Annotated in this window: 22 protein-coding genes and 1 tRNA gene; 14 read left to right on the top strand and 9 right to left on the bottom strand. The window is 64.0% G+C overall.

Going from position 1 to position 22935, the window contains the following annotated elements; genetic code table 11:
- Positions 1 to 177 precede the first annotated feature (177 nt).
- A complete protein-coding gene (locus ACWAT4_RS16020) occupies positions 178 to 1086 on the top strand; it encodes a LysR family transcriptional regulator (RefSeq protein ID WP_212301756.1) in 909 nt (302 codons plus the stop codon).
- 30 nt (positions 1087 to 1116) lie between these two features.
- Here the strand turns inward: ACWAT4_RS16020 and ACWAT4_RS16015 are convergent, their stop codons facing one another.
- Complete coding sequence (locus tag ACWAT4_RS16015; RefSeq protein WP_449730895.1) at positions 1117 to 1596, bottom strand: GNAT family N-acetyltransferase; 480 nt, start codon at positions 1594 to 1596, stop codon at positions 1117 to 1119.
- A gap of 148 nt (positions 1597 to 1744) precedes the next feature.
- Here ACWAT4_RS16015 and ACWAT4_RS16010 point away from each other — a divergent pair, with 148 nt between their 5' ends.
- Positions 1745 to 2152 carry a PaaI family thioesterase gene (locus ACWAT4_RS16010; protein ID WP_212301758.1) on the top strand — a complete coding sequence of 136 codons (408 nt, stop codon included), beginning with the start codon at positions 1745 to 1747 and terminating at the stop codon, positions 2150 to 2152.
- Positions 2153 to 2188: 36 nt separating this feature from the next.
- Here ACWAT4_RS16010 and ACWAT4_RS16005 read toward each other — a convergent pair whose 3' ends face one another.
- Positions 2189 to 3088 (bottom strand): AraC family transcriptional regulator, encoded by a 900-nt coding sequence (locus ACWAT4_RS16005; RefSeq protein ID WP_449730894.1) that lies wholly within the window; start codon positions 3086 to 3088, stop codon positions 2189 to 2191.
- 192 nt (positions 3089 to 3280) lie between these two features.
- Between ACWAT4_RS16005 and ACWAT4_RS16000 the strand changes: the two genes are divergently transcribed.
- Genes ACWAT4_RS16000 through ACWAT4_RS15990 form a run of 3 tightly spaced genes read left to right on the top strand, consistent with a single transcriptional unit; the run spans position 3281 to position 7061 of the window.
- A complete protein-coding gene (locus tag ACWAT4_RS16000) occupies positions 3281 to 5407 on the top strand; it encodes a molybdopterin-containing oxidoreductase family protein (protein ID WP_212425197.1) in 2127 nt (708 codons plus the stop codon).
- Between the two features lie 2 nt (positions 5408 to 5409).
- A complete protein-coding gene (locus tag ACWAT4_RS15995; RefSeq protein WP_212301760.1) occupies positions 5410 to 5715 on the top strand; it encodes a ferredoxin family protein in 306 nt (101 codons plus the stop codon).
- Positions 5712 to 7061, top strand: coding sequence for an FAD-dependent oxidoreductase (locus tag ACWAT4_RS15990; RefSeq protein ID WP_449730893.1), 1350 nt, complete (start codon positions 5712 to 5714; stop codon positions 7059 to 7061). Before ACWAT4_RS15995 ends, ACWAT4_RS15990 begins: the two co-directional genes overlap by 4 nt.
- On the opposite strand, the gene ACWAT4_RS15985 is transcribed toward ACWAT4_RS15990, so the two are convergent.
- Both ACWAT4_RS15985 and cysE read right to left on the bottom strand, forming a co-directional pair.
- A complete protein-coding gene (locus tag ACWAT4_RS15985) occupies positions 7052 to 7270 on the bottom strand; it encodes a DUF3126 family protein (protein WP_007602550.1) in 219 nt (72 codons plus the stop codon). The two genes, ACWAT4_RS15990 and ACWAT4_RS15985, sit on opposite strands and share 10 nt — an antisense overlap.
- 137 nt (positions 7271 to 7407) lie before the next feature.
- A complete protein-coding gene (gene cysE, locus ACWAT4_RS15980; protein WP_212301762.1) occupies positions 7408 to 8232 on the bottom strand; it encodes a serine O-acetyltransferase in 825 nt (274 codons plus the stop codon).
- A 288-nt stretch (positions 8233 to 8520) separates the two neighbouring features.
- Here cysE and ACWAT4_RS15975 point away from each other — a divergent pair, with 288 nt between their 5' ends.
- Positions 8521 to 9882, top strand: coding sequence for a hypothetical protein (locus tag ACWAT4_RS15975; protein WP_212301763.1), 1362 nt, complete (start codon positions 8521 to 8523; stop codon positions 9880 to 9882).
- A gap of 4 nt (positions 9883 to 9886) precedes the next feature.
- Here the strand turns inward: ACWAT4_RS15975 and ACWAT4_RS15970 are convergent, their stop codons facing one another.
- Both ACWAT4_RS15970 and ACWAT4_RS15965 read right to left on the bottom strand, forming a co-directional pair.
- Positions 9887 to 10642 carry an alpha/beta fold hydrolase gene (locus tag ACWAT4_RS15970; protein ID WP_212301764.1) on the bottom strand — a complete coding sequence of 252 codons (756 nt, stop codon included), beginning with the start codon at positions 10640 to 10642 and terminating at the stop codon, positions 9887 to 9889.
- Between the two features lie 34 nt (positions 10643 to 10676).
- Positions 10677 to 11813 carry a hypothetical protein gene (locus ACWAT4_RS15965; protein WP_212301765.1) on the bottom strand — a complete coding sequence of 379 codons (1137 nt, stop codon included), beginning with the start codon at positions 11811 to 11813 and terminating at the stop codon, positions 10677 to 10679.
- A gap of 320 nt (positions 11814 to 12133) precedes the next feature.
- Between ACWAT4_RS15965 and ACWAT4_RS15960 the strand changes: the two genes are divergently transcribed.
- On the top strand, positions 12134 to 12379 hold the full coding sequence (locus ACWAT4_RS15960) for a zinc-finger domain-containing protein (RefSeq protein WP_008562814.1): 246 nt from the start codon (positions 12134 to 12136) through the stop codon (positions 12377 to 12379).
- Between the two features lie 16 nt (positions 12380 to 12395).
- Positions 12396 to 13598 carry an FAD-dependent monooxygenase gene (locus ACWAT4_RS15955; RefSeq protein ID WP_449730892.1) on the top strand — a complete coding sequence of 401 codons (1203 nt, stop codon included), beginning with the start codon at positions 12396 to 12398 and terminating at the stop codon, positions 13596 to 13598.
- 18 nt (positions 13599 to 13616) lie between these two features.
- Here the strand turns inward: ACWAT4_RS15955 and ACWAT4_RS15950 are convergent, their stop codons facing one another.
- Positions 13617 to 14027 (bottom strand): twin-arginine translocation pathway signal, encoded by a 411-nt coding sequence (locus ACWAT4_RS15950; RefSeq protein WP_212301767.1) that lies wholly within the window; start codon positions 14025 to 14027, stop codon positions 13617 to 13619.
- Positions 14028 to 14198: 171 nt separating this feature from the next.
- On the opposite strand from ACWAT4_RS15950, the gene ACWAT4_RS15945 reads away from it, so the two are divergent.
- The 3 genes from ACWAT4_RS15945 to ACWAT4_RS15935 all read left to right on the top strand — a co-directional run bounded on the left by ACWAT4_RS15945 (position 14199) and on the right by ACWAT4_RS15935 (position 16573).
- Positions 14199 to 14287: transfer RNA gene (locus ACWAT4_RS15945), tRNA-Leu, on the top strand.
- A 330-nt stretch (positions 14288 to 14617) separates the two neighbouring features.
- A complete protein-coding gene (locus tag ACWAT4_RS15940) occupies positions 14618 to 15847 on the top strand; it encodes a GGDEF domain-containing protein (protein WP_449730891.1) in 1230 nt (409 codons plus the stop codon).
- Between the two features lie 231 nt (positions 15848 to 16078).
- Positions 16079 to 16573 carry a hypothetical protein gene (locus ACWAT4_RS15935; protein WP_212425202.1) on the top strand — a complete coding sequence of 165 codons (495 nt, stop codon included), beginning with the start codon at positions 16079 to 16081 and terminating at the stop codon, positions 16571 to 16573.
- A gap of 14 nt (positions 16574 to 16587) precedes the next feature.
- Here ACWAT4_RS15935 and ACWAT4_RS15930 read toward each other — a convergent pair whose 3' ends face one another.
- Positions 16588 to 17901, bottom strand: coding sequence for a hypothetical protein (locus ACWAT4_RS15930; RefSeq protein ID WP_449730890.1), 1314 nt, complete (start codon positions 17899 to 17901; stop codon positions 16588 to 16590).
- A gap of 338 nt (positions 17902 to 18239) precedes the next feature.
- On the opposite strand from ACWAT4_RS15930, the gene ACWAT4_RS15925 reads away from it, so the two are divergent.
- Complete coding sequence (locus ACWAT4_RS15925; RefSeq protein ID WP_212301770.1) at positions 18240 to 19490, top strand: multidrug effflux MFS transporter; 1251 nt, start codon at positions 18240 to 18242, stop codon at positions 19488 to 19490.
- Positions 19491 to 19544: 54 nt separating this feature from the next.
- Positions 19545 to 19685: a hypothetical protein gene (locus ACWAT4_RS15920; protein ID WP_212301771.1), complete on the top strand. Its 141-nt coding sequence runs from the start codon at positions 19545 to 19547 to the stop codon at positions 19683 to 19685.
- Between the two features lie 119 nt (positions 19686 to 19804).
- Here ACWAT4_RS15920 and ACWAT4_RS15915 read toward each other — a convergent pair whose 3' ends face one another.
- Complete coding sequence (locus ACWAT4_RS15915; RefSeq protein WP_449730889.1) at positions 19805 to 21415, bottom strand: ABC transporter substrate-binding protein; 1611 nt, start codon at positions 21413 to 21415, stop codon at positions 19805 to 19807.
- 268 nt (positions 21416 to 21683) lie between these two features.
- Between ACWAT4_RS15915 and ACWAT4_RS15910 the strand changes: the two genes are divergently transcribed.
- Entirely contained in the window at positions 21684 to 22814 is a 1131-nt protein-coding gene (locus ACWAT4_RS15910) for a M20/M25/M40 family metallo-hydrolase (RefSeq protein ID WP_449730888.1), read from the top strand.
- Positions 22815 to 22935: the final 121 nt, after the last annotated feature.

Genomic DNA, 22935 nt, shown 5'->3' with positions numbered 1-22935 from the left:
TTGCCGTCGTCCCACGTGTCTCAGCCGGGCTTGGGATGTGCTCCTCTTGTGAAGACCCGAACTGCTCTGAGGAATGAGGCTACTGCCGCAAAACAATTCTGGTCTACTTAATTAATTTCGCTATATACATTAGAATAAATGCATGATTGTGTCCTGAGCACTTTTTGGAGCTGACGGATGGATTTCGCCCGACTCCGCACCCTTCGTGAGCTTTCGCTGCGAAAAACAATGGCAGCGGTGGCCGAAGCCTTGCTGATCTCTCCGTCGGCCGTTTCGCAGCAAATCGCGCAGCTCGAAGACGAGACCGGAGTTGAACTGGTCGAACGCAGGGGCCGCGGCGTGCGGCTGACGCCGGCGGGACAGCGTCTGGTGGATCATGCCGGGCGGGTCATTGGCATTCTGGAGGAAGCGAAGACCGACCTCGCGGAGCTGAAGAAGACCGTCGCCGGCGAACTGCGCGTCTCGGCGTTTCCCTCGGTCGCCGCATCCCTGATTCCGCCAACGATCCGGGCGATGTCGGCTCGCTTCCCCGATCTGGTGACGATCTTCGAGGAGTTGGAGCCCGACGACAGCCTCGCGGCTTTGCGCGCGTGGCAGACGGACGTCGCCATTGTCGACGACCTGACCACATCAGCAAGTCTCTCGGAGACACAGGTCGAGATGCTGCATCTTCTGGACGACCACCTGCACGTCCTGCTGCCGCGCGACCATCCGCTGGCGGAGCGGCCTCACCTCACCTTGCCGGAGTTGGCGACGGAACGATGGGTGCTCGACACGACGTCCGCCACCTATTCGGACGTGATTGTCGGCGCCTGTCGCAATGCCGGCTTCGATCCCATCGTCAATGCGCGCTGCCACAGTTTCGAAGTTGTCCGGGCCATGGTCGAGGCGGGCTGCTCGGTCTCGATCAATCCGGGGCTGCGTGGGCGCGATCATATCGGCACGCTACGCCTCAAGGAGATCAAGCCGATCATCACGCGACGGATATTCGCGGCGTTTCGCACCGGTGAAAGGCGCAATCCAGCGATCGCCGAGTTCGTCAAAGAGCTTCAGGCGGTGGCGACGGCGATGACGGCTCAGCGCTGAGCACCGCAAGCCAAGCGCATTCTGCAGCCATCAAGCCAGATCATAGACCATGATGACGCGCGTCTTACCGAGATATTCGAGCTCCTCGATCGGCCGCCAGTGGCGAGACGCATAATAGCCCGGCAAGGTCCCCGACGTGTAGAGATAGAGCCGTTGATAGCCCAACTTCGCAGCGCTAGCGACAGCAGCATCAATGAGCGCGTTTCCAACCCCTTGGCTCCGCTCATTACCAGGCACGAACAGCTGCGCCATCCATGGCGAAAGTGCAGGACGTATCGTCATCTCGCTGGCGAGCAGATTGACTGAGCCAACGAACGTCGTGCCACGCCGGGCGACCAGAACTTCCGGCAATTGGCGGGAACGAGCCGCACGGCAAAGAAACTGCTCGTAATCTGTGGCCGAGCTATAGCCTGTCAACGCCCCCCAGAACGCGAATTGAAGTGCAGCGATTGTTTTCGGCAGGCCCGATTCCTCGGTCAGGCGAGCGATTTCAAAAGACTCTGCGTCCATATCGAGGTAATGATATCAGGGCGAGCCGCGGCACTCTAGATACGCGCGATCGCGCCTCCTACTCACAGATTGTTGCCGATCGCCTCGTCACCGAGAGGTCTTGCGCCGGATCGACTGCTTGATACCCTCCCGTTGAGAAAACAGTGCGATGACCGACGTGAGCGACGCAACAGCACATCTACCGCCCGGAGCCCAACTGCTCGGACGCGAGTGGCTGGGGTTTGACGAAACGGGCGAGATCGCACTGATCCGTTTCCAGGCTCAGCAATCCTTCACCAACAGGCACGGGACGATCCAGGGCGGCTTCCTCGCCGCGATGCTGGACTCCGCAACCGGAATTGCCGGGCTTGCGATGCTCTCCGCAAACCTGACCGTCGTAACCCGGAGCCTCGATACGCGCTTTTTGAAGCCAGCCGGCGTCGGGCCGATCACGGCGAGAGCACGCGTCGTCGAGCGAACGGAGCGCGACATGGTCGTGCAGGCCGACCTCGTCGACGGGCAAGGTGTGACGGTCGCCGACGCCATTGCACGCCTGCGGATTCTCGAAAGGAAATAGATCGTACCGCACGGGGCCCACGCGCCCGGCGCCACCTCAGTCGCGGCCCCTCCGCGCCCGATACAGGCTCGGCGTCGTGCCGACCGCCTTGCGGAAGGCGCGGTTGAAATTGGCCTGCGACGAGAATCCCGTGGCATAGGCGATGTCGACCAGCGGGCGATCGCTGGTCGACAGCAGCCGCTTGGCGAGATCGAGGCGCTGGCGGCTGATATATTCGTGCGGCGCAGTGCCGGTTGCCGCCTTGAAGCTGCGGGAGAAGTGTGCCGGGCTCATGCAGGCCACCGATGCCAGATCCTTCACCGTGACGTCGCGCTCGACGGAATCGTCGATGAACTCCGTCACGCGCAGCAGCCGCTTGGCATCGAGCGGCTTCTGAACGGCGTAGGATTGCCTGAGACGAACGGACGTCGCCGAGTAGGCGTGCACCAGATGCGCCGACAACGCGCGCCCGAGGCTTTCGATCAGCAGCCGGCCGGTGGAGGTCTCCCGTTCAAGCTCCTTCAGGATCCGATCCGCGACATGCTCGATGAACATGTCCTGGTCGATGCTTTCGTAGCGGATCGAGATTCCCGACGGGTCGATATCGAGATCCCTGAGCATGGTGTCGTCGAACGGCTTGCCGGGCAGAAAGAGATGCAGGCATTCCCGCATCTGGCTCTCGACACGGATGAAGTCTTCGCGGATGCCGGCCGGGCAGAGCCAGACGGTGCCCTTCCTGCCGAAAGTGCGCTGCCGCATGCCCGCGCCTTCACGATCGACGACCGAGTTGCCGCGCAGCAGGATCGCGATCTCGGTGTCACGCGGCAATTGCGGCGGCAGATCGCCCGGCTCGTGGCTCCATCGCTCGGCGAGTAGATGCCCCCATCGCCGATCGTTGGACGTCTGAAGCATTCTGCCGGTAACATATTTATCGACAGAATTGCCGAGCATACCCATCGTGAATCTCCGCCAGATAGCGCGATGTGGGTAAGGAGTATTGCCGGGTCCAGCAATTAGCATGCCAGACATCCGGCCGGACGTCCACCAACCGAGAGCAGTCCGGGACAACAACACCGCACGTTTTGAAAAGCCAGCCCGCCCCCGGCCGCCGCATCCTCGGCCCCGTTGAATCGGGAAGCGGAGAGACCCATGGCCCGGACCACGGTAATAGGCGCGTGCCCCCATGATTGCCCGGACACCTGCTCCATCCTGACCACGGTCGAGGATGGCAAGGCGATCGCCGTCCGCGGCAATCCCGATCATCCGTTCACGCGCGGACGGCTCTGCGTGAAGGTCAACAACTATGAGGAGCGCGTCTACAGTGACAAGCGCATCCTCCATCCGCTGAAGCGGGTCGGCCCCAAGGGTTCGAGGCAGTTTCAACGGATCTCCTGGGACGAAGCCATCGAGACCATCGCATCGCGCTGGAAAACAATCATTGCCGAGCACGGCGCGCAGGCGATCCTCCCCTACAGCTATCTGGGCACGCAGGGCATCATCAACGGACTGAACGTCGGAGATCCCCTCTTCAACAAGTTGGGGGCGACGGTTCTGGAGCGCACGTTCTGCGATTCCGCCTCGTGTACCGCCTACATGATGACGATCGGGCACACCCCGGGCGTCGATCCCGAAAGCTTCGTGCATTCGAAGTACATCATCCTGTGGGCCTGCAACACGCTGAGCACGAACTCGCACCACTGGCCGTTCATCGAGCAGGCGAAGAAGGCCGGCGCCAAGCTCGTGGTCATCGATCCCGTAAAGACCCGCACGGCGCGCCTCGCCGACTGGCATATCCCGATCCGCCCCGGCACCGATGCTGCGCTCGCGCTTGCGATGATCCATGTCATCATCAAGGAGAACCTGGTCGATCGCGACTACGTCGACAAATACACCGTCGGCTACGACGAGCTGGCGGAACGGGCGGCGAGCTACACCCCGGAATTCGCGTCGCAGGAAACCGGCATTCCCGTCAGTGACATCGTCAAGCTGGCCAGGGAATTCGCGACCACGCCGCCCGCCGTCGTGCGGATCGGCGTCGCGGTCGAACGGCATGCCGGCGGCGGCCAGACCGTGCGCGCGATCGCCTGCCTTCCGGGACTGATCGGGGCGTGGAAACATGTCGGCGGCGGCCTGCTCCAGCTTCCGATCTGGGCGTTCCCGGTCAGATGGGACGTGCTGATGCGTCCCGATCTGCAGCCGGAGAAGATGCGCGTGCTCAATTCCTGGCGGCTCGGAGCGGCACTGACCGGCGAGCTCGGCTTCGATCCGCCGATCAAGGCGCTGTTCGTCTACAACGCCAATCCGATGGCGATGGTGACCGAGCAGGGCAAGCTCGAAAAGGGCCTAGAGCGCGAGGATCTCTTCACCGTCGTCAGCGAGCACTTCCTGACCGACACCGCAAAATATGCCGACATCGTTCTGCCGGCGACCACCCAGCTCGAGCAGAAGGACATCATGTTCTCCTGGGGACATCTTTACCTGTCCTACAACAACCAGGCGATCGCGCCGCTCGGCGAAGCCGTTTCCAACACCGAGCTGTTCCGCCGGCTCGCGCGCGCAATGGGCATGACCGACCCGGCCTTCTTCCGGAGCGACGACGAGATCATCGAGGGCTCGCTGGACTGGAGCAACCCGGTGCTTGCGGGCATCACGCTCGATGACGTCAAGACCAAGGGCTATGCGCGCCTCAACATGCCGGCGCCGGCGGACTGGGCGCCGCATCGCGAGGGCAATTTTCCGACTGCGTCCGGCAAGTGCGAGTTCAAATCAACCATCGCCGGCGGCGGCAACTTCGTGGTGCCGCTGTTCCGCCAGGGCTACAATGGCGACCAGGATGGCACGCCGGTCGATCCCCTGCCCCACTACATCCCGCCGAACGAGAACGCGCGAACGGCGCCGGCGCTCGCAACGCATTATCCGCTCAGCCTGATCTCGCCAAAGAGTCACGCCTTCCTGAATTCGAACTACGGCAACCTGCCGGCCCAGACCGCCCAGGCCGGCGAGGAGCAGGCGGTGCTTCTCAACCCCGATGACGCGGCCCAACGCGGCATCGTTGCGGGCGCGCCCATTCGCGTGTTCAACGACCGCGGCTCGTTCGAGGCCTTTGCGACGGTTTCACCGGACATCATGCCGGGCGTCGTGGTTGCACCGTCAGGCTATTGGCAGCGCTCCAATCGCAAGGGCGCAACGGTGCACGCGCTGACGCCGCCCGCGTTCGCCGACCTCGGCCGCGCCCCGACATTCTCCGACATCCTCGTTCAGGTCAGTGGTGCCTGACGATGACATATGTGGTCACCGACAATTGCCGCGGCTGCCGATACACCGAATGCGTCACCGTCTGCCCCGTCGAATGTTTCCATGTCGACGACACCATGACCTATATCGATCCGGAGAATTGCATCGACTGCGGCGGCTGCGCACCGGCCTGCCCGGTCGGTGCGATCGAGCCCGACTATCGTTTGCCTGCGGACAAGACATTCTGGATCGACGTCAACCGCAAGCGAGCGGCTGAAACGCCCGTGCTGAGCGCGCGCCTGGTGCCCCTGCCGGGCGCCGATGAGCGCAAGGTGGCGCTCGGCCGATGACGAGGCCTGCTGCCAGCGAGCGCCGCGTCGCCGTCATCGGCAGCGGGCCGAGCGGCTTCTACACGAGTGAAGCCTTGTTGCGCTCGGGCGTGCCGATGACCATCGATATGTTCGAGCGGCTTCCCGTGCCCTACGGGCTGGTGCGGTTCGGCGTCGCGCCCGACCATCCGAAGCTCAAGCAGGTCACGACGGCCTTCGACCGCATCGCCGCAATGCCCGGCTTCCACTTCATCGGCGGCGTGACGGTCGGAGACGACGTCACGGTCGACGAGCTGCGCATGGCCTACGACGCCGTCGTGCTCGCGACGGGCGCCGAGCTGAGCCAGGCCCTCGACATCCCCGGCGAAACGCTACCGGGCAATCACAGCGCCGGCGATTTCGTCGCCTGGTACAATGGGCATCCCGACTTCCGCGATCGCCAGTTCGATTTCGGCCACGAGGCCGCGGTCGTGATCGGCCATGGCAACGTCGCGCTCGACGTCGCGCGGATTCTCGCAAAAACGGCCGACGAGCTGCGCCGGACAGATATCGCGCGCCATGCGCTCGAAGCTCTGGCGGAGAGCCGGGTTCGCGAGATCTACGTCGTCGGCCGCGGCGGGCCGGCGCGGGCCAAGTTCACGGCAAAGGAATTGCGCGAGTTTGTCGAACTCGCGGCGTGCGACACACGGGTCGATCTGCGCGACGTCACACCGGATGAATTCGAGCCGCAACGCTCCGACGATCCGGAAACCAATGAAAAGCTGTCGCTGCTGCGCGCGTTTTCGCAGCAAGCCGCGACCGGGCCGCGGCACTGTGTCTTTCGGTTTGGTCTGTCTCCGGTCGCGATCCGAGGACGAGACCGCATCGAGACGATCTCGTTCAAGCATCGATCGGGCGTCGTCGAGGACATCGCGTGCGGCCTGTCCTTCAGCAGCATTGGCCGCAGGACGATGCCTGTCGCCGGCGTTCCCTATGACGCCCATCGCGGCGTCCATGCCAATATCGACGGACGCGTCGCGATCGGTTCTGCTCTGGTCGAAGGCCTCTATGTCTGCGGATGGAGCAAGCGCGGACCGAACGGCACGATCGGCACCAACAGGGGCTGCGGGATTGCGACGGCTGAGGCCCTGCTGGCCGATCTGTCCTACCGCCGGCCGCGCTCGGATGGCCGCGACGCGCTGCTTGCGCGCCTCGCCGGCCGGGCCGCACGCCTCGTGAGCTATCCGGATTGGATGACGATCGATGCGGCCGAGAAACGCAGGGGAGCCGCGCTCGGCAAGCCTCGGGAGAAATTCGTCACGATCCCGGACATGCTGGCGGCGTTGGATACGTGCCCCCGAGGGGCACGCATCGGCTCTTATTCCTGATCGACCAGATCGTCCTCGAGGATCGCCATCTGGAACTGGAACGAGCGATCGTCGTCCTCGTCGTCGACGAAGAGCACGCCGATGAATTCCTCACCGATATAGACCTCGGCGGAATCGTCCTTCTTGGGCCGCGGCACGACGCGGATCTTGGGATTGCCGAACACGCGCTTCAGATACGCATCCAGCTTTCTGACTTCTTTGACGTCCACGGCAAGTCTCCGATCGAAATTGGTCGGCGGGTTTTAGGACGAGACGCGACGAACCGCCAGCATGAATTGCCAAAGAATTTGGGGACGACAAGGCCGGCAAAACCCGGCCCCAAAATCCGGCCCCTGGACTTGCGAGATCAAAGCCCCATCGCGTTGATCATCTGGTCCATGGTGCGCGACGGCTCGGCACAGCCGGCCTCGCCGACGATCTTGGCCGGCACGCCCGCGACCGTGACGTTATGCGGCACCGGCTTCACCACGACCGAGCCGGCCGCGATGCGCGCACAATGGCCGATCTCGATGTTGCCGAGGATCTTTGCGCCGGCGCCGATCAGCACGCCATGACGAATCTTCGGATGACGATCCTCGTTCTCCTTGCCGGTGCCGCCGAGCGTGACGCCGTGCAGGATCGAGACGTCATCCTCGATCACCGCCGTCTCGCCGCAGACGAAGCCGGTGGCATGATCGAGGAAGATGCCGCGGCCGATGCGCGCGGCGGGATTGATGTCGGTCTGGAACACCGCCGAGGCGCGGCTCTGCAGGTAATACGCAAAATCCTTGCGGCCCTTCAGATAGAGCCAGTGCGCGAGCCGATGGGTCTGGATGGCGTGGAAGCCCTTGAAGTAGAGCAAGGGATCGATGAAGCGCGAGGTCGCGGGGTCGCGATCGTAGACCGCGACGAGATCGGCGCGGAAGGCGTTGCCGAGATCGGGATCGTCGCGCAAGGCCTCGTCGAAGGTCTGGCGCACCAGATCGCCCGAGAGCGCGGAGTGATCGAGGCGGTCGGCGACGCGATGGACCACAGAATCTTCGAGGCGGCTATGATGCAGCACCGTCGAATAGATGAAGGTCGCAAGCTCGGGCTCGCGGTGGACGATGTCCTCGGCTTCGCCCCGGATCCGATCCCAGATCGGATCGAGCGTCGCGAGCTTGCCTCCCGGATTGACCTGATGCACTGCCATGGATTTTCTCTCTGGGATCTGCTCTTCGAATGGGCTGGTTTTGTTGGCTCTATAGCACAGTGTAGGCGACAAAGTCCTGACGGGCTTGCCTGAGAGTGAACAGCGCGTTGCCCGGCGAAAGCATACCAACGCGTTGAAACACAACAGGTTCTTTTGGCGCCCCCAGGCGGCAAGGTCGGCTCAAAATGGTCAGAGTCTGGCCAAATTCAAGCCGGGCGGCGTCAAACTATTGGTGAATTTCACCTCGACCGTTATTGCGGGCATGGTCCAGCGGACGACGGAGCGGTTTTGAGCATCACCACCGACCAATTGCGCGCGAGCGCCGCGGGGACGTTCTGGCTGCGGCTGGCGGCGGTGGCCCTGCCCCTCCTGATGATCGCGCCCGCGTTCTGGAACGGCTATCCACTGTTGCAATGGGATACCGGCGGCTATCTGGCGCGCTGGTACGAGGGCTACCTCGTCCCCAGCCGCTCCACCGTGTTCGGCCTCTATCTGCATTATGGCGAGAATTTCGGCTTCTGGATCAACCTCGCGGTCCAGTCGCTGGCGACGCTGTGGCTGTTGCAGCTGACGCTGCGCGTGCTCGGCCTGATGCAGACATTCCGCTTCGTCGCGATCAGCCTGCTGCTGATCCTGTCGACGGCGCTGCCCTGGCTTGCGAGCATGCTGCTCACCGACATTTTTGCAGGGCTCTCGATCCTGTCGCTGTTTCTCCTGATCGTCGGCGGCCGCCGCATCTCGGGAATCGAAAGAGTCTCGCTGTTCGTCTTCACCGCCTTTGCCGCGGCGACCCACAGCGCCACGCTCGGCGTGCTGCTCGGGCTCTGCGCCGTTGGCTGGATGGCCCGGCCGTTCCTGGGACCTCGCCTGCCGATCGCCGGACTGGCCCAGGCCAGCCTCACGATCGTCGCGGGCGGCCTGATGCTGATCTCCGCCAACCACGCGCTGTCAGGCACGTGGGCCTGGACGCCCGGCGGCACCGGCGTCGCCTTTGGCCGCATGATGCAGGACGGCATCGTCGCGCGCTACCTCAACGACCGCTGCCCGCATGAGAGCTTCAAGCTCTGTCCCTATCGCAATGAGCTGCCCGCGACCGCCGATGAATTCCTGTGGGGCAAGAGCATGTTCAACACGCTCGGCCGCTTCGAGGGAATGAACGACGAAATGGGATACATCGTCGTGCATTCGCTCGCGGCCTATCCGGCCTGGCAGGCCGAGGCGGCGTTGCAGGCGATGGGGCAGCAAATGCTCCACGTCGCGACCGGCGAAGGCACCAGCGGCTGGATTCCCCACACCTACGGCATCATCGAGCGCTATATCCCGGCGCAGGTGGCCGCGATGCGCGCCGCACGCCAGCAGCGATGGGCCCTCGATTTCAGCTACGTCAACTGGCTCCATGTCCCGGTCGCGCTGGTCTCGATGCTGGGGCTGCTCGGGCTGCTTGGACACGCGCTTGCCCACCGCAGGCTCGACGATCTGACGCTGCTGGCGACGACGGTGACGCTGGCCCTGCTCGGCAACGCCTTCATCTGCGGCGTGATCTCGGGCCCGCATGACCGCTACGGTGCACGCATGGTGTGGGTTGCGACCTTCGTCGTGCTGATGGCGCTGTTTCGCTGGCTTGGCGACGACGAATCCAAAGCGCGATGAGACTTCAGGCGCGGCGTGACAGGAAATCCAGGACGCCGGTCTTGTAGACCTTGTCGCCGACCGCACGCATGTGATCGCGGCCCGGAATATCGAGCACTTCCGAACCTGGGATGAGCGCGCCGAGCGCGCTCGCGGAGCCCGCGACATCATCGGTCGAGCCGACCGCGATCAGCACGGGCACGTCGATGCGCGCGGCCTCGCCCCTGGTCATGAGATCGCGCGTGCCGCGCAGGCAGGCTGCGAGCGCACGGCGATCCGAGCGGGTTTGGTCCGCAAACGCACGAAACGTGCGGCCCACGGGATCGGTGACCTCGTCGAGCGAGGGCGCCTCCAACGCCTTGGCGACGCTCTCGCCGGGCCCGGTGCCCTCGATCAGGCCGCCGATGCCGATGCCACCGAGAATGGCCGAGCGGAGACGCTGCGGCTCGTTCAGCCCGAGCCAGGCCGTCATCCGCCCGCCCATCGAATAGCCCATGATGTCGGCCTGCGGGATGGCGAGATGATCCATCAACGCGAGCACGTCGCCGGCCATGGTCGGGATCGAGTATTGCGCGGGCTCGTAGAGCTTTTCGCTTTCGCCGTGGCCGCGATTGTCCAGCGCAATGACGCGGCGGCCGTTCTTGCGCAGCTCCGACACCCAGGTCGGGTAGACCCAGTTCACGTTCTTGCTCGAGGCGAAGCCGTGCACCAGGATGATCGGATCACCCTCGCCTTCGTCAAGATAGGCCATTTCAACGGCGCCGTTGTGAAAGCTCGGCATCAGCAGTTCCGCAATGTTGTGGGGAAGATTGATCTTAGGCTGTAAGTGCCGCGTCCGCCAGAGCGGCTTCCGCTGCAATCTGCGCCCGGCGAAGGCGCCGGGCCCGTCTGCGATCACACCAAGCCTGCGTCAGGCGCTCGGTGGTCGCCTTGATCGAGGACAACAGACCGAACAGCGTCAGCGCCGCGCCGAGCAGCCACAGCGTGAGATCGAACGCGCCGCCGACGAGCAGCAGCGCGCCGCGGCCGAGCACCTTCATGATCGCGCGCGTCTTGCTGCCTTGCGCTTCGGCAAGCCGAGCCGCGCGCGCGACATCCTTGGGCCCTTCGGCGATGCGCAAGCTATCCATCGCGCCGCGTGTGCCGGTCTTCTCGGCGACGCGCGTGACGTCCTTGCCGAGCCGGACCAGCGCACCGGCCTTCTCGACGCGGAACGCGGCCTTGATCGCGCTCGCGGTCTCGCCCGGACGAAACACCGATCCCTTGGCGACCGCGTTCTGAAGCATCGGCGTGTCGACCACCTCGCGCGCCGAGCGGCCGGCCCATGCGGCGAGACCTTCGCCGAGCCGTCCGACCTTGCGCGCATCCTTCACCAGCGTCAGCCCGGCGCGCACCGGCGCGGCGCCGCCGGCGGACACGTAGGTCACGGCCGTCACGGCAAGGCCCGCGGTGGCAAGACCGAGCACCAGGCGGTCGGTATCCTCGCCCATGGCGAGATGCTTGCCCTCGCGCACGACGTCCCTGATATCGCCGATCACGAAGAGATCGCCGGCCACCGTTCCAGAAAGGCTCGCGACGTCGTCGGCATTGCCGGTGACGAGGCCGGTGGCAAAGCGCTTGGCGAAATGCGAGGAGGAGTTCTCGGCTTTGACGGCATCGCCGACCCGGCTCAGGAGGTCGTCGGGCAGCGCGATGTTGCGGTCACGCGCGAGCGCGACAAAGCTGTCGGCGAGATCGGCATCGCCGGCCGTGAGCGCGGCTTCGATATTGTCCTGGACCAGGTGGTCGTCCTTCGCGAGGGCCGCATCGAGCTTGAGCTCGGACATGGCCGCCGGATCGTCCTGGGCGGCGAGAATCGCGCCGGCCTCGCGCGCATGCGGCGCTACCTGTGCGAGCACAAGGCTGCATGCAGCAATCCCGGTCAACGCTGAGCTGATTCGCAGCCACTTCATGCCGAAAGCCTGGACATTCGCAGGGTCACTTGCGCAGGGTCATTTGCGCGCGATGGTACGTCTTTCGCCGCATTTGCGCGTGTCCACAGACATAGTATGCCAAAATTGCGACACAACGTCCCCGACGAAAGAAGGGCTTCTCTGAGGCGACAAGATTGTGTCGAATTTGCATGAGCAAATGAGCATGGGGCAATTGCGAACCTTTCGGTTCCGTCGGGCTAGCAATCAACTGCACCCATCAGTATGGTCCGCGGCGTCAATAATATGCCGCGTCACTGCTGATTGTGTCTGCCGCCATTGCCACTCCAGGATGAACTACGATGTCCGACCATGTCGTCCCGCACTTTCATAACGATGCCGGTGTTCCCGTCATCGAGATCGGCTCGCAAGAGTTCATGTGCGTCGGCGCCAATCCTCCGTTCGATCATCCGCACGTCTTCCTGGACCTCGGCAACGACAACGAGATCATCTGCCCGTACTGCTCGACGCTGTACCGCTTTGCCGCCGACCTGAAGCCGGGCGAAGCCCGCCCCCCCGAATGCGTGCTGAAGGACAAGGTGGCCTGACCGTTCCCTTCGGTCAGTGGCCCTCCCGCGAACGATCGTCATTGCCGGTGCCGGAATCGGAGGACTGACGGCTGCGCTTGCGCTGGCAGCCCGCGGTTTCCGCATCGTCGTGCTGGAGAAGGCCGAGCGGCTCGAGGAAGTCGGCGCCGGCCTGCAACTTTCCCCCAATGCCAGCCGCGTGCTGGTCGAGCTCGGCCTCACGGAACGGCTGAAGCTGCGCGCCGTCGTTCCGGAGGCGGTTTCGATCATGAGCGCGCGCGCCGGCGGTGAATTGCTGCGCATGCCGCTCGGCGAGGCGGCGACAGCGCGCGCCGGCGCCCCCTATTGGGTGGTGCATCGGGCCGACCTGCAATCCGCGCTCGCCGGCGCGGTCGCAGACCATCCCGATATCGATTTGAAATTGGGCGCGACCTTCGAGGATGTCGCGCCCCACGCCAAGGGACTGACGGTGGTCCATCGCAGCGGGACCATTCGCCGCAGCGACCTCGCCAGCGCCCTGATCGGCGCCGACGGCATCTGGTCGACGGTGCGCCAGCATCTGTTCCCCGAGGTGCAGCCGCGTTTCTCCGGCCTGATCGCGTGGCGCGGCACGCTCGATGCGACGCAACTGCCGAAGGAGTACACCGCGCGGCGGGTACAGCTCTGGATGGGCCCAAATGCCCATCTCGTCGCCTATCCCATTGCGGGCGGCCGCCAAGTCAACGTGGTGGCGGTGCTGCCGGGCAGCTGGAACAGGCCGGGCTGGAGCACTCCGGGGGATCCCTCCGAGGTGATGGACGCCTTCGCCGCGCCGCGCTGGCCGCCGGCGGCGCGAATGATGCTCGCAAGCGTCGACAGCTGGCGCAAATGGGCGCTGTTCGGCGTGCCCGATGGCTGCCCCTGGAGCAAGGGCCCGGTCGCGCTGCTCGGCGATGCCGTGCACGCGATGCTGCCGTTCGCGGCCCAAGGCGCCGGCATGGCGATCGAGGATGCGGCCGTGCTCGCCCGGCATCTGAGCATCAAGGCCGCAGAGGACGCGGGCAGCGTCGCGGCAGCGCTGACACACTATGGCCGCGCCCGTCAGGTCCGTGTCAGGAAAGTGCAGCGCACGGCACGGCAGCAAGGCCGAATCTATCATCTCGGAGGCCCGCTCGCGCTCGCGCGCGATCTTGCGATCCGCGCACTCGGTCCGAACCGCATGCTGGCGCGGCAGGACTGGATCTACGGCTGGCGTCCCTGACGCAGGAGCGAGACAGCCTTAGCGCTTCGGAGCGGGCTTGATGTCCGGCCGCTGCGGCCCAGAAGGCGCCGGCTTCGCATCAGGCGGCGTTTCCCGGCACCGGTTGCGGCGCCAGGCGTCCTCCGCCAACTGCGCCGAGCCGCGCACCGCGACGTAGTCGTTGCGATAGGCAAGCTCGGACACGACGGCGCCGCCGGCCCCGGTCTCGGCCTTGTCCATCAGCTTCTGCAATTCGGCGGTGCGGGCGGCGAGCGCCTTGCGTTCGCCCTCGAGCTGCTTGCAATCGTACAGTTCGTATTTGGCAGGATCGGCGAACGCCGGAGCGACCGTCTCGCTCATGCCGGCGCAACCGGACAGCGCGAAGCCGGCCGCGACCAGCGCGGCCATCGCGCAGCAGGCGCGCAAGGAAGAGGAAAGCGAAGCAAGCATGGGCAGAAAAATAGTCCCCGTGAATTGAGAATGCCTAAAGCAGGACCAGATGTCCGGATTGAGGCTTTGCCTTGTGCCGCCGGCTCGCTTAAGGAAGAGCCCCTGTCCGGCGCAGCAGCACCAATTCCAGGCCGCCGGACAGGACTTAAGTGTTTGATCTCGTTGGATCAAGCGGGCATGGCGGAATTGGTAGACGCAAGGGACTTAAAATCCCTCGGTGCGCAAGCGCTGTGCCGGTTCGACCCCGGCTGCCCGCACCAACGCGCTCGCTCTCCGATGTTTGAGCCCAAATCCTCACCGAAAGCCGCTTCACAGTTTTCCGAATCGCTTTCAGCCAGATTTGGCCCGGTTTGGCTGCATCGCCAACGTCGAGATTCCCAACGCGATTCCCTTGAGCGGCCTGTCATCATCAACGGAATATCTTGCGCCGCAGAGGTCGAGACCTCACGCGCCTTCCGTAAGACAACGGGAAGCAACCAGTTCCATCGTATCGAACGCGCGTGAGCCGCAATGCGTCCGGCTCTATCCCCATTCAATCTTAACCGATCGTCCCGATCATAGAGGCATTGCAGACAATTCTGGCGCGGTACATGGATAGGGCCGAGTTCGAGAGCGAGATCGCGCGTGCGTCCTGCTGGTCGTTTCGGCCGGCCCTGGAAGACATGTACGTCGCGCGCTGTGGGCCTTCGATGGCCCGTCACATGGCCCGCGCGGCGACCGTCAACGCCGTTTTGACGCTTGCCGCCATCGGCTTCGATCGATCAAACAGCCTGGAGGTGTTCGCCGCCGCGTGGCCATGGCGTTGCCTCGCTGCAATGCTCTGTGCGGGCGTAGCAATGTTCGGCTTTCGATCCCGCGACGGCGGTCGGACCGGCCTCGCCTATGGCATCTCTGTCCTCGCCATCATGGCAAGCATCGAGTTCGCCGGTGTCGCCGCTCCGCCGGCAACGCAGGAGAACTACATGCTGGCGGCGATCATCCTGTTCGCCGTCTGCCTCGCGGCCGTTCCCATTCCGTTTGTCGCTGGTCTGATGACGTGCCTGATCGGTGCAATCCTGCATCCGCTTCTGCCGGTTCTGTATGGAGCCGGCACGAGCCACCTCTTGAGCGACTCCATCATCGGCTCCGCTGCGTCACTGACAATCCTGCTCGTCATCCGCAAAAATGAAATTGGTCGGCGGCGCCGTTTCCTGGAGACACTCCGCTACGAACTCGCCGCGACCGAATTGAGCCTGATGAACAGGGAATTGCTCCGGCTGTCCAATACCGATGCGTTGACCGGCCTTCCGAACCGGCGCTTCTTCGAAGCCGAGGCCGCGCGGCTGTGCGCGGAAAGAGGAAATCGCAGCATCGGCGCGATCCTGATGGATGTCGACCACTTCAAGAAGTACAATGACGCGGCCGGGCACATTGCCGGAGACGTGTGCCTGCGCACGGTTGCGCAAGCGCTTGCCGGCAAAGCTCGCGAAGACGGCGTCAGCATCGTCCGCTATGGCGGCGAGGAATTCGCGGCGATGATTCCGGCGAACACGCCGTCCGAGTTGGAGACCCTTTGCGAGGGCCTGAAGAACGCGGTCGCCAATATTAAGCTGTCTCATCCCGGGCTGCCCGGCCAAAACGTGAGCATCAGCATCGGCCTAGCCTGGCGGGATGAATTGGCAGACGAACCGCAATCGCTGCTCGAAGAGGCTGACAGGGCCCTGTACGACGCAAAAGCTGCCGGGCGAAATTGCATCTCCTGGCCCCGCGCAGCCACACCCTCGCCCAGCATCATCCCGGTGCAGGGAGTGTCCGGCGTCATTTCGAACGTACACTCCTAAAATCCCGCGGCAGCGCTATGCCGGCTCGGCCCCGGCTGCCGGGATTCTCGCGACGAGACTTTGCCTCATCGCGCCGTTGACGCAGAGGCGCGATCGCACCTAATAGTTCCGCCAACTATTCGGTTATCCCAACGAAACATTCCACACCAATCGGAGAGTCGGACGAGCAGAGGCCGCTTCCGGGTGGCCTTCGCATTTTCAACTGACGCATCATTTCAAATGGAGACTCGCATGCGCTTTGCTGAATTCGCCAAATCCGCGGCCACCGCGCTGCTGTTTGCCGTCGCTCTGGCCGCCCCGGCGCATGCGCAGATCAACAAGCAAGTCATCTCGGGCACATGGTACGAGGATCGGGCTACGGCAAATGGCAATACCAACTCGCTCATTCTGACACTCACTCAAGTGCCGGCAAACAAGTTTCTCAATATCACTCACGTCGCTTGCACGATCGCCACGCAAACCAGCCAGGTTCTGGATCGTGTCGATTTGAACACCGGATCGACCTCGGGCAATTCCGATCTTGGCCGGTCCTATCCCCTCCGAGGAAACGTCTCTCCACAGGTCGTGGCCAGCGCCAATAGCTGGTCCGTTGTGACGGACAAGGTCTATTTCAAGATTGGACCGGGCCGTTATCCGTCGATCAGCATCTCGACCTATAGCTCGGGAGGAGCCACGCCCTACGTCACCGCGAGCTGCGTCATCGTCGGAGATCTGTCGGACTCCTGAGGCGCTGGCAAGCGCTAAGCCGCTTCGCCCGCGGCTGCCCGCGCGCCTTGCGCTGGCGCCGCCAACCACGCCCACAACATGATCCAGAAGCAGACGAGCGCAGCCGCAATCTGCACGAAGCTGCCTTCGATCGACATTCCCGTGATCGAGACCAGCGTCGGAACCGCAATGCCGATGGTCAGCACGGCGGCGAGGGCGGCGGCCGGGAGGTCGACGATCAGGACCGCGAAGTAGACCGCGAGCTCCAGGAAGGCATATTCCTTGAGGCGCGGCGAGCAGAGATAGAGGCCCGACATCGCGAGCACCGTCATCCGCATCGCCGCCTGCGGATGATCGATCAGCCAGCCGTCGAGGCGTGCCGGCAACGATCCCGCATTGTTGCGGATCGCACGCAGCAGCGACCAGCCGAGCGGCGCGAGCACGAACGCGGTTGCCGCCAGCGCGTAGATCGCAAACACGAGCGGCTTGCTGTCGGCGACACCGGCACGATCCACAATGCTTTGCGCCAGCAGCAGCAGCGACGGATTGGTTTCCTCGAGCTGGACCGAATGCTGATCGGGGATCCCTCCGGTGATCGCGAGCAGCCAACTCGAGAACAGGTTCGGATAGAAAACAATCGAGACCAGGATCGGCAGCACGAAGCCGAGGCCCGCCACGGTCATCAGGACAAGTTTCCGCCGCCGTGACAGCGGCAGAAAATAGAGTGCGGCCAGCACCGGGCAGAACACCAGCTTGAACGACATCACGACGCCGAGCAGCGCCGCCCCTGCCAGACGGGCGAAGTCATGGCGATCGTCGGGCTCCGTGGAGCGAAGCAGAAGGGCGAGTGCTGCAGCGGTGAGCGCGCCTCCGAGGATTGCGAAATTGCCCGAGGCCAACACCCATTCGAAGCCGACGAACGCACCGAACACGGTGAGTCCCTTCAAGGCCACGTCGTGCAAGCTGCGCGTCCGGCCGATCGCCGGCAGCAGCAAGCTGCTGAGCATGGCGAGGATGAGAAACACACCGCGGTGATGGCCGACGAGAAGGCCGCCTGCACACAGCGGGCGGAAGGCGTCGAGCGTCACCGGCAGATAAGGATAAGAGAGCTTGGTGCCCTTCAGATTTTTCACGAAATAGGGATCGAGCCCGTCAGCATGCGCATCGACCGCTGCGCAATTGACGCGAACGTCCCAGCCGTATCGCGTATCGAGCGCGGCGTCGTTGGCGAGATTGGCGAACACCAGAAACGCCACCAGGGCGATCAGGCAGGCAAGCCAAAGGCTCCGCTTGCCGACCATGTCGGTCGAAGGTCCCGACCATCGTGCTGTCCCGGTGATATCAGACACGTCCGATCCTGCCTGTGGCTTGGTTCCCCCGGCGCCCGACAGGCGTCCGGTCGGGCCACATTGGAGAGGATGCGTTGCGGATTCATCTCTCCGATATGCCGTCCCCGCTGTTATGGTGAATCCCTGGTTTCCAAACCGCGCCCGGCGTGAGGCGCGGGCGGCGAGCCAGGCATCGAGCGCCTCCCTCGTATCCCGCATCGCCTGATCCTGCTCGACGGCGCCGCGACCGCGATGCTGATCCCACCGCATCCTGCCCCGCCGGACAGCCATCCCAAAACATGGGTTGTGCGACGCAGCATGGGCGCTAGATATGACCTTTGAAATCAGAGGTGAGCTGCTTGTCCGACGTCAATGCCGACGATTGGGTGTCCTCGGGACACCGTCCGATGGGTTTTCCCGAATTCGTTGTCGTGATCGCGTCCATCATGGCGCTGAATCCGCTCGCGATGGACATGATGTTGCCGGCGCTGCCCAATATCGGGGCGGCCTTCACCATTGCCAACGCCAACCATCTCCAGCTCGTGCTGTCGACCTTCCTGATCGGCTTCGGCGCCGGCCAGTTCGTCATGGGTCCGTTGTCGGACCGCTTCGGGCGGCGGCCGGTGCTGCTCGGCGGCATGGCGGTCTATGCGGTGGCGAGCGTGCTCGCGGTCGCGGCGCCTTCGTTCGAAACACTGCTGCTCGCGCGCGCGCTGCAAGGCCTCGGCACCTCGGCGACGCGCGTGATCGCGACCTCGATCGTGCGCGACTGCTATGCCGGCCGCCGCATGGCAAGCGTGATGTCGCTTGCGATGATGGTGTTCATCGCCGTGCCCGTGATCGCGCCCTCGTTCGGACAAGCGGTGCTGCTGGTCACGCAATGGCGCGGCATCTTCGTCGTGCTGATGCTCTACGGTGTGCTCGCGCTGGCATGGAGCGTACTGCGGCTGCCTGAAACCCTGCCCGAGTCCGAACGCCGCTCGCTGGCGCCCGCCGACGTGCTCTCGGCCTTCCGACAGACCGTCACCAACCGCCAGACCATCGGCTATGCGACAGCCGCCGGCAGCGTCATCGGCGCTCTCTTCGCCTTCGTATTCTGCGCGCAGCAGGTCTTCACCGGCATCTATCATCTCGGCCACTATTTCCCCCTCGCCTTCGCCACAATCGCGGCCGGCACGGCCATCGCCGGCTTCCTCAATGCGAAGCTGGTCGGACGGCTCGGCATGCGCGTGATCTCGCATGGCGCGCTGACGCTGTACGCCGTGGTGGCCGGCGTGATGCTGCTGACCGAAATCCTCGGCCTGCTGCCCCTACCCCTGTTCATGGTGCTGTCGGCGCTGATGATGTTCTCGTTCGGCATGATGGTCGCCAATTTCACTGCGCTCGCGATGGAGCCGCAGGGCCACATCGCCGGCACCGCCTCCTCGCTCTACGGCTCGATCACGACGCTGATCGGCATCGCCGTCGGCACGGCCATCGGCCAAAGCTTCGACGGGACACTGCTGCCGTTCTCCGTCGGCTTCTTCCTGTCGACGCTGGCGGCGCTCGCGATCGTGCTCGTGGTGGAGAAGGGACGGCTGTTCAAGCCGCACCATCGCCCCATCGCCTGAGGAACTTCGCGGACCTCTCGATGTTGTCCTGCAGCATTTCGAGAGGCGGCTTCAATGGAACTGGAACAGCACGACGAACGTCACGGGTCAGAGCGGCGGCAGACTGGGGAGCCGGCCGCGGCCGCCGAGCAAGCCGTCGTCAACCCGCCGTTTGCCAGCGAGGGGCTCGAGCAGGTGCGCGACAGCCACTGCTGAACGATACGCCCCATTTCGTCCCGCTTCGCGCAACAGAAAACGGCGCCGCTGATGACAGCGGCGCCGCGCGATGATCGAGACGAAAGGTGCAGGAAGCCCTTCCCTGATCCGGACTTGTCTTACTCGGACTTGTCGATGTTCCAGAACACCGGCGTCGCCGGGCCGTCGAGCACGCCGGACAGCGACTTCCGCCACGCGCTCGGCGCCAGATACTGGCCGAGCGGGATGTAGATCACCTGGTCGTAGGCTTCCTTCTGGATCTCGGTTGCGATCTTCTTCTGATCGTCGAGCGAGGCAGCACGGACGAAGTCGTCCTTGAGCTTCTCGATCTTGGCGTCTTCCGCCCAGCCGAACCAGCCACCCTTCTTGCCCTGGCCGCCGATCGAGAGATTGGAGATCGGGTTGGACACGTCGGCGCTGACCCAGTTGGTGAAGAACATGTTCCAGCCACCCTCCTTCGGAGGCTTCTGGCTGGCTCTGCGGCTCACCACCGTCTGCCAGTCGGTCGCCTGCGCGTCGACCTTGAAGCCGGCTTCACGGAGCAGCTGCACGGCAACCGTCGGCTGCGCCTTCAACGTCACGACATCGCCGGGCACCATGACGACGACGGGCGTGCCGTCGTAGCCGGACTCCACGAGCAGCTTCTTGGCCTCCGCCATGCCGTTGCCTTTGACCAGCGATTCGGAGCCGAGGTCGGTCGCGAACGGCGTGTCGCAAATGAAGAAGGCGCCGCAGATCTTGTAGTATTTGGGATTGCCGACGAGCGCGTCGAGCACGTCCTTCTGGTTCATGGCCAGAAGTGCGGCGCGGCGGATCTTCGGATTGTCGAAGGGCGGAAACAGGAAGTTCATGCGGCCAAGCGTCTGGTAGCCGAACTTGTTGAGCGTCTCGACCTTGAGGTCGGAATTGCCTTCAAGCACGGGGAGCAGATCCCACGGCGGAACTTCCATGAAGTCGATGTCGCCCGATTGCAGCGCGTTCACCGCGGTCTGCGAGTCCGGCATGGTGATCCACTCGACGCGGTCGACCTTCACCACCTTGCCGCCGGCAGTCCAGCTCGCCGGCTCCTTGCGCGGCACGTAGTCGGTATTCTTGACGTAGACCGCCTTCACGCCGGGCTGGAATTCACCCTGCACGAACTTGAACGGGCCGGAGCCGATCTGTTCGGGGATCTGCTTGTCCGGCGGAGTCTCGGCGAGGCGCTTGGGCATCATGAAGGCCACGCGCGAAGAGGGTTTGCCGATCGAATCCAGCACGAGGCCGTAGGGCTCCTTCAGCTTCAGCGTGATGGTCTTGGGATCGGTCGCCTCGATGCTCGCGGTGAACTGCATCATCTGCTGACCCATGCCGTCGACCGCAGCCCAGCGCTTCAGCGAGGCGACGCAGTCCTCCGCCGTCACCGGTGCGCCGTCATGCCATTTCAGGCCGTCGCGCAGCGTGAAGGTGTAGGTGAGCTTGTCGTCGGAGATCTTCCAGTCCGCCATCTGCGGCTGGATCTTGAAGTTCGCATCCGTCGTGATCAGCGTGTCGTAGACCATGTAGCCGTGGTCGCGCGTGATGTAGGCGGTGGTGAAGATCGGATCGATGATGCGCAGATCCGAATGCATCACCGCGGTGATGGTCTTGCCGGCCGCGAATACCGGCGAGGCCATCGCCGTCGAAAGCGCGACGACCGACAGCGCGAGTGTGGAGGCGAACGCGCGACGCCCCCGGCGCATCAAGCTCAACATAGAAAGTTTCTCCTGACGTGAAACTGTTCAAAGGCAGGTTATTGGTTGAGCATCAGGTTCGTTCTTTAGGCGAACTAACCCCATGCAATGCCTTTATCTTTCGAGACTTGCAGACAGTCTTGAGCGCGTCAATCCGGTTTCGGTGCAGCCCATGGCATCGCACGCACGGGCTCCACAAAGATCGGTTTGGTTCTACAACTCTCTCCACTTGTCCTGCCGGCGCTGATGCAATGCGCATTCCATCTTTCTCAGCTTGAGAGACATTGAGATGAATCCAGCCAATCTTCCCTTCGATTCCGAGGCCATGCTCGAGGGCCTGCGCACCTGGGTGGAATGCGAAAGCCCGACCTGGGACGCGAGTGCGGTCAATCGCATGCTCGATATCGCAGCGCGGGAGATGGCCATCATGGGTGCGACCATCGAGCGCATCGCCGGCCGTCAGGGCTTTGGCGGCGTCATCCGCGCGCGTTTTCCGCATCCCAAGCAAGGCGAGCCGGGCATCCTGATCACCGGCCACATGGATACAGTCCATCCGCTCGGCACCATCGAGAAGCTGAAATGGCGCCGCGAGGGCAACAGATGCTACGGCCCCGGCATCTACGACATGAAGGGCGGCAACTACCTTTCGCTGGAAGCGATCCGACAGCTCGCGCGCGCGTCCTTCGCCACGCCCCTGCCGATTACCGTGCTGTTCACGCCAGACGAGGAAGTCGGCACGCCTTCGACGCGCGACATCATCGAGGCGGAGGCCGCGCGCAACAAATATGTGCTGGTGCCCGAGCCCGGCCGCGCCGACAACGGTGTCACCACCGGACGTTACGCCATCGCGCGATTCAATTTGGAAGCGACGGGGCGGCCGAGCCACGCCGGCGCGACCTTGTCGGCGGGACGCTCGGCAATTCGCGAGATGGCACGGCAGATTCTCGCGATCGACGCGATGACGACGGAGGACTGCACCTTCTCGGTCGGCGTCGTGCATGGCGGCCAATGGGTCAATTGCGTTGCGACCACCGCCACCGGCGAAGCGCTCTCCATGGCCAAGCGCCAGGCCGATCTCGACCGCGGCGTCGAGCGAATGCTGGCACTGTCGGGGACCGCGAACGACGTCACCTTCAAGGTGACGCGCGGCGTCACCCGCCCGGTGTGGGAGCCGGATGCCGGCACCATGGCGCTTTATGAAAAGGCGCGCGGCATCGCCAAATCTCTCGGCGCGGAATTACCGCATGCGAGTTCCGGCGGCGGCTCCGACGGCAACTTCACCGGCGCGATGGGCATTCCGACACTCGACGGCCTGGGCGTACGTGGCGCCAACGGCCACACGCTCGAAGAGTATATCGAGGTCGAGAGCCTGGTTGAGCGTGGCCGGTTGATGGCGGGGCTGCTGGCGACGCTGGAGTGATTCAGATCGTCGTTCCACGGCACATCGAGCACACGAGCTCGGAAAACAACTGGCCGCACTGCAAAATCTGTGGCCCTGATGGCACGGGAATTGCTGAAATGTTAGGCTGATGGCAGAACGG

The sequence above is a fragment of the Bradyrhizobium sp. T-1 genome (assembly GCF_053592855.1).
Note: the sequence above shows the minus strand (reverse complement) of the source record. Positions and strands in the feature narration are given on the sequence as shown.

Coding starts and splice junctions, on each gene's coding strand:
- ACWAT4_RS16020 (WP_212301756.1), top strand. CDS start 178: ATGGATTTCGCCCGACTCCGCACCCTTCGTGAGCTTTCGCTGCGAAAA.
- ACWAT4_RS16015 (WP_449730895.1), bottom strand. CDS start 1,596: ATGGACGCAGAGTCTTTTGAAATCGCTCGCCTGACCGAGGAATCGGGC.
- ACWAT4_RS16010 (WP_212301758.1), top strand. CDS start 1,745: ATGACCGACGTGAGCGACGCAACAGCACATCTACCGCCCGGAGCCCAA.
- ACWAT4_RS16005 (WP_449730894.1), bottom strand. CDS start 3,088: ATGGGTATGCTCGGCAATTCTGTCGATAAATATGTTACCGGCAGAATG.
- ACWAT4_RS16000 (WP_212425197.1), top strand. CDS start 3,281: ATGGCCCGGACCACGGTAATAGGCGCGTGCCCCCATGATTGCCCGGAC.
- ACWAT4_RS15995 (WP_212301760.1), top strand. CDS start 5,410: ATGACATATGTGGTCACCGACAATTGCCGCGGCTGCCGATACACCGAA.
- ACWAT4_RS15990 (WP_449730893.1), top strand. CDS start 5,712: ATGACGAGGCCTGCTGCCAGCGAGCGCCGCGTCGCCGTCATCGGCAGC.
- cysE (WP_212301762.1), bottom strand. CDS start 8,232: ATGGCAGTGCATCAGGTCAATCCGGGAGGCAAGCTCGCGACGCTCGAT.
- ACWAT4_RS15970 (WP_212301764.1), bottom strand. CDS start 10,642: ATGCCGAGCTTTCACAACGGCGCCGTTGAAATGGCCTATCTTGACGAA.
- ACWAT4_RS15965 (WP_212301765.1), bottom strand. CDS start 11,813: ATGAAGTGGCTGCGAATCAGCTCAGCGTTGACCGGGATTGCTGCATGC.
- ACWAT4_RS15960 (WP_008562814.1), top strand. CDS start 12,134: ATGTCCGACCATGTCGTCCCGCACTTTCATAACGATGCCGGTGTTCCC.
- ACWAT4_RS15950 (WP_212301767.1), bottom strand. CDS start 14,027: ATGCTTGCTTCGCTTTCCTCTTCCTTGCGCGCCTGCTGCGCGATGGCC.
- ACWAT4_RS15940 (WP_449730891.1), top strand. CDS start 14,618: ATGGATAGGGCCGAGTTCGAGAGCGAGATCGCGCGTGCGTCCTGCTGG.
- ACWAT4_RS15935 (WP_212425202.1), top strand. CDS start 16,079: ATGCGCTTTGCTGAATTCGCCAAATCCGCGGCCACCGCGCTGCTGTTT.
- ACWAT4_RS15920 (WP_212301771.1), top strand. CDS start 19,545: ATGGAACTGGAACAGCACGACGAACGTCACGGGTCAGAGCGGCGGCAG.
- ACWAT4_RS15915 (WP_449730889.1), bottom strand. CDS start 21,415: ATGTTGAGCTTGATGCGCCGGGGGCGTCGCGCGTTCGCCTCCACACTC.
- ACWAT4_RS15910 (WP_449730888.1), top strand. CDS start 21,684: ATGAATCCAGCCAATCTTCCCTTCGATTCCGAGGCCATGCTCGAGGGC.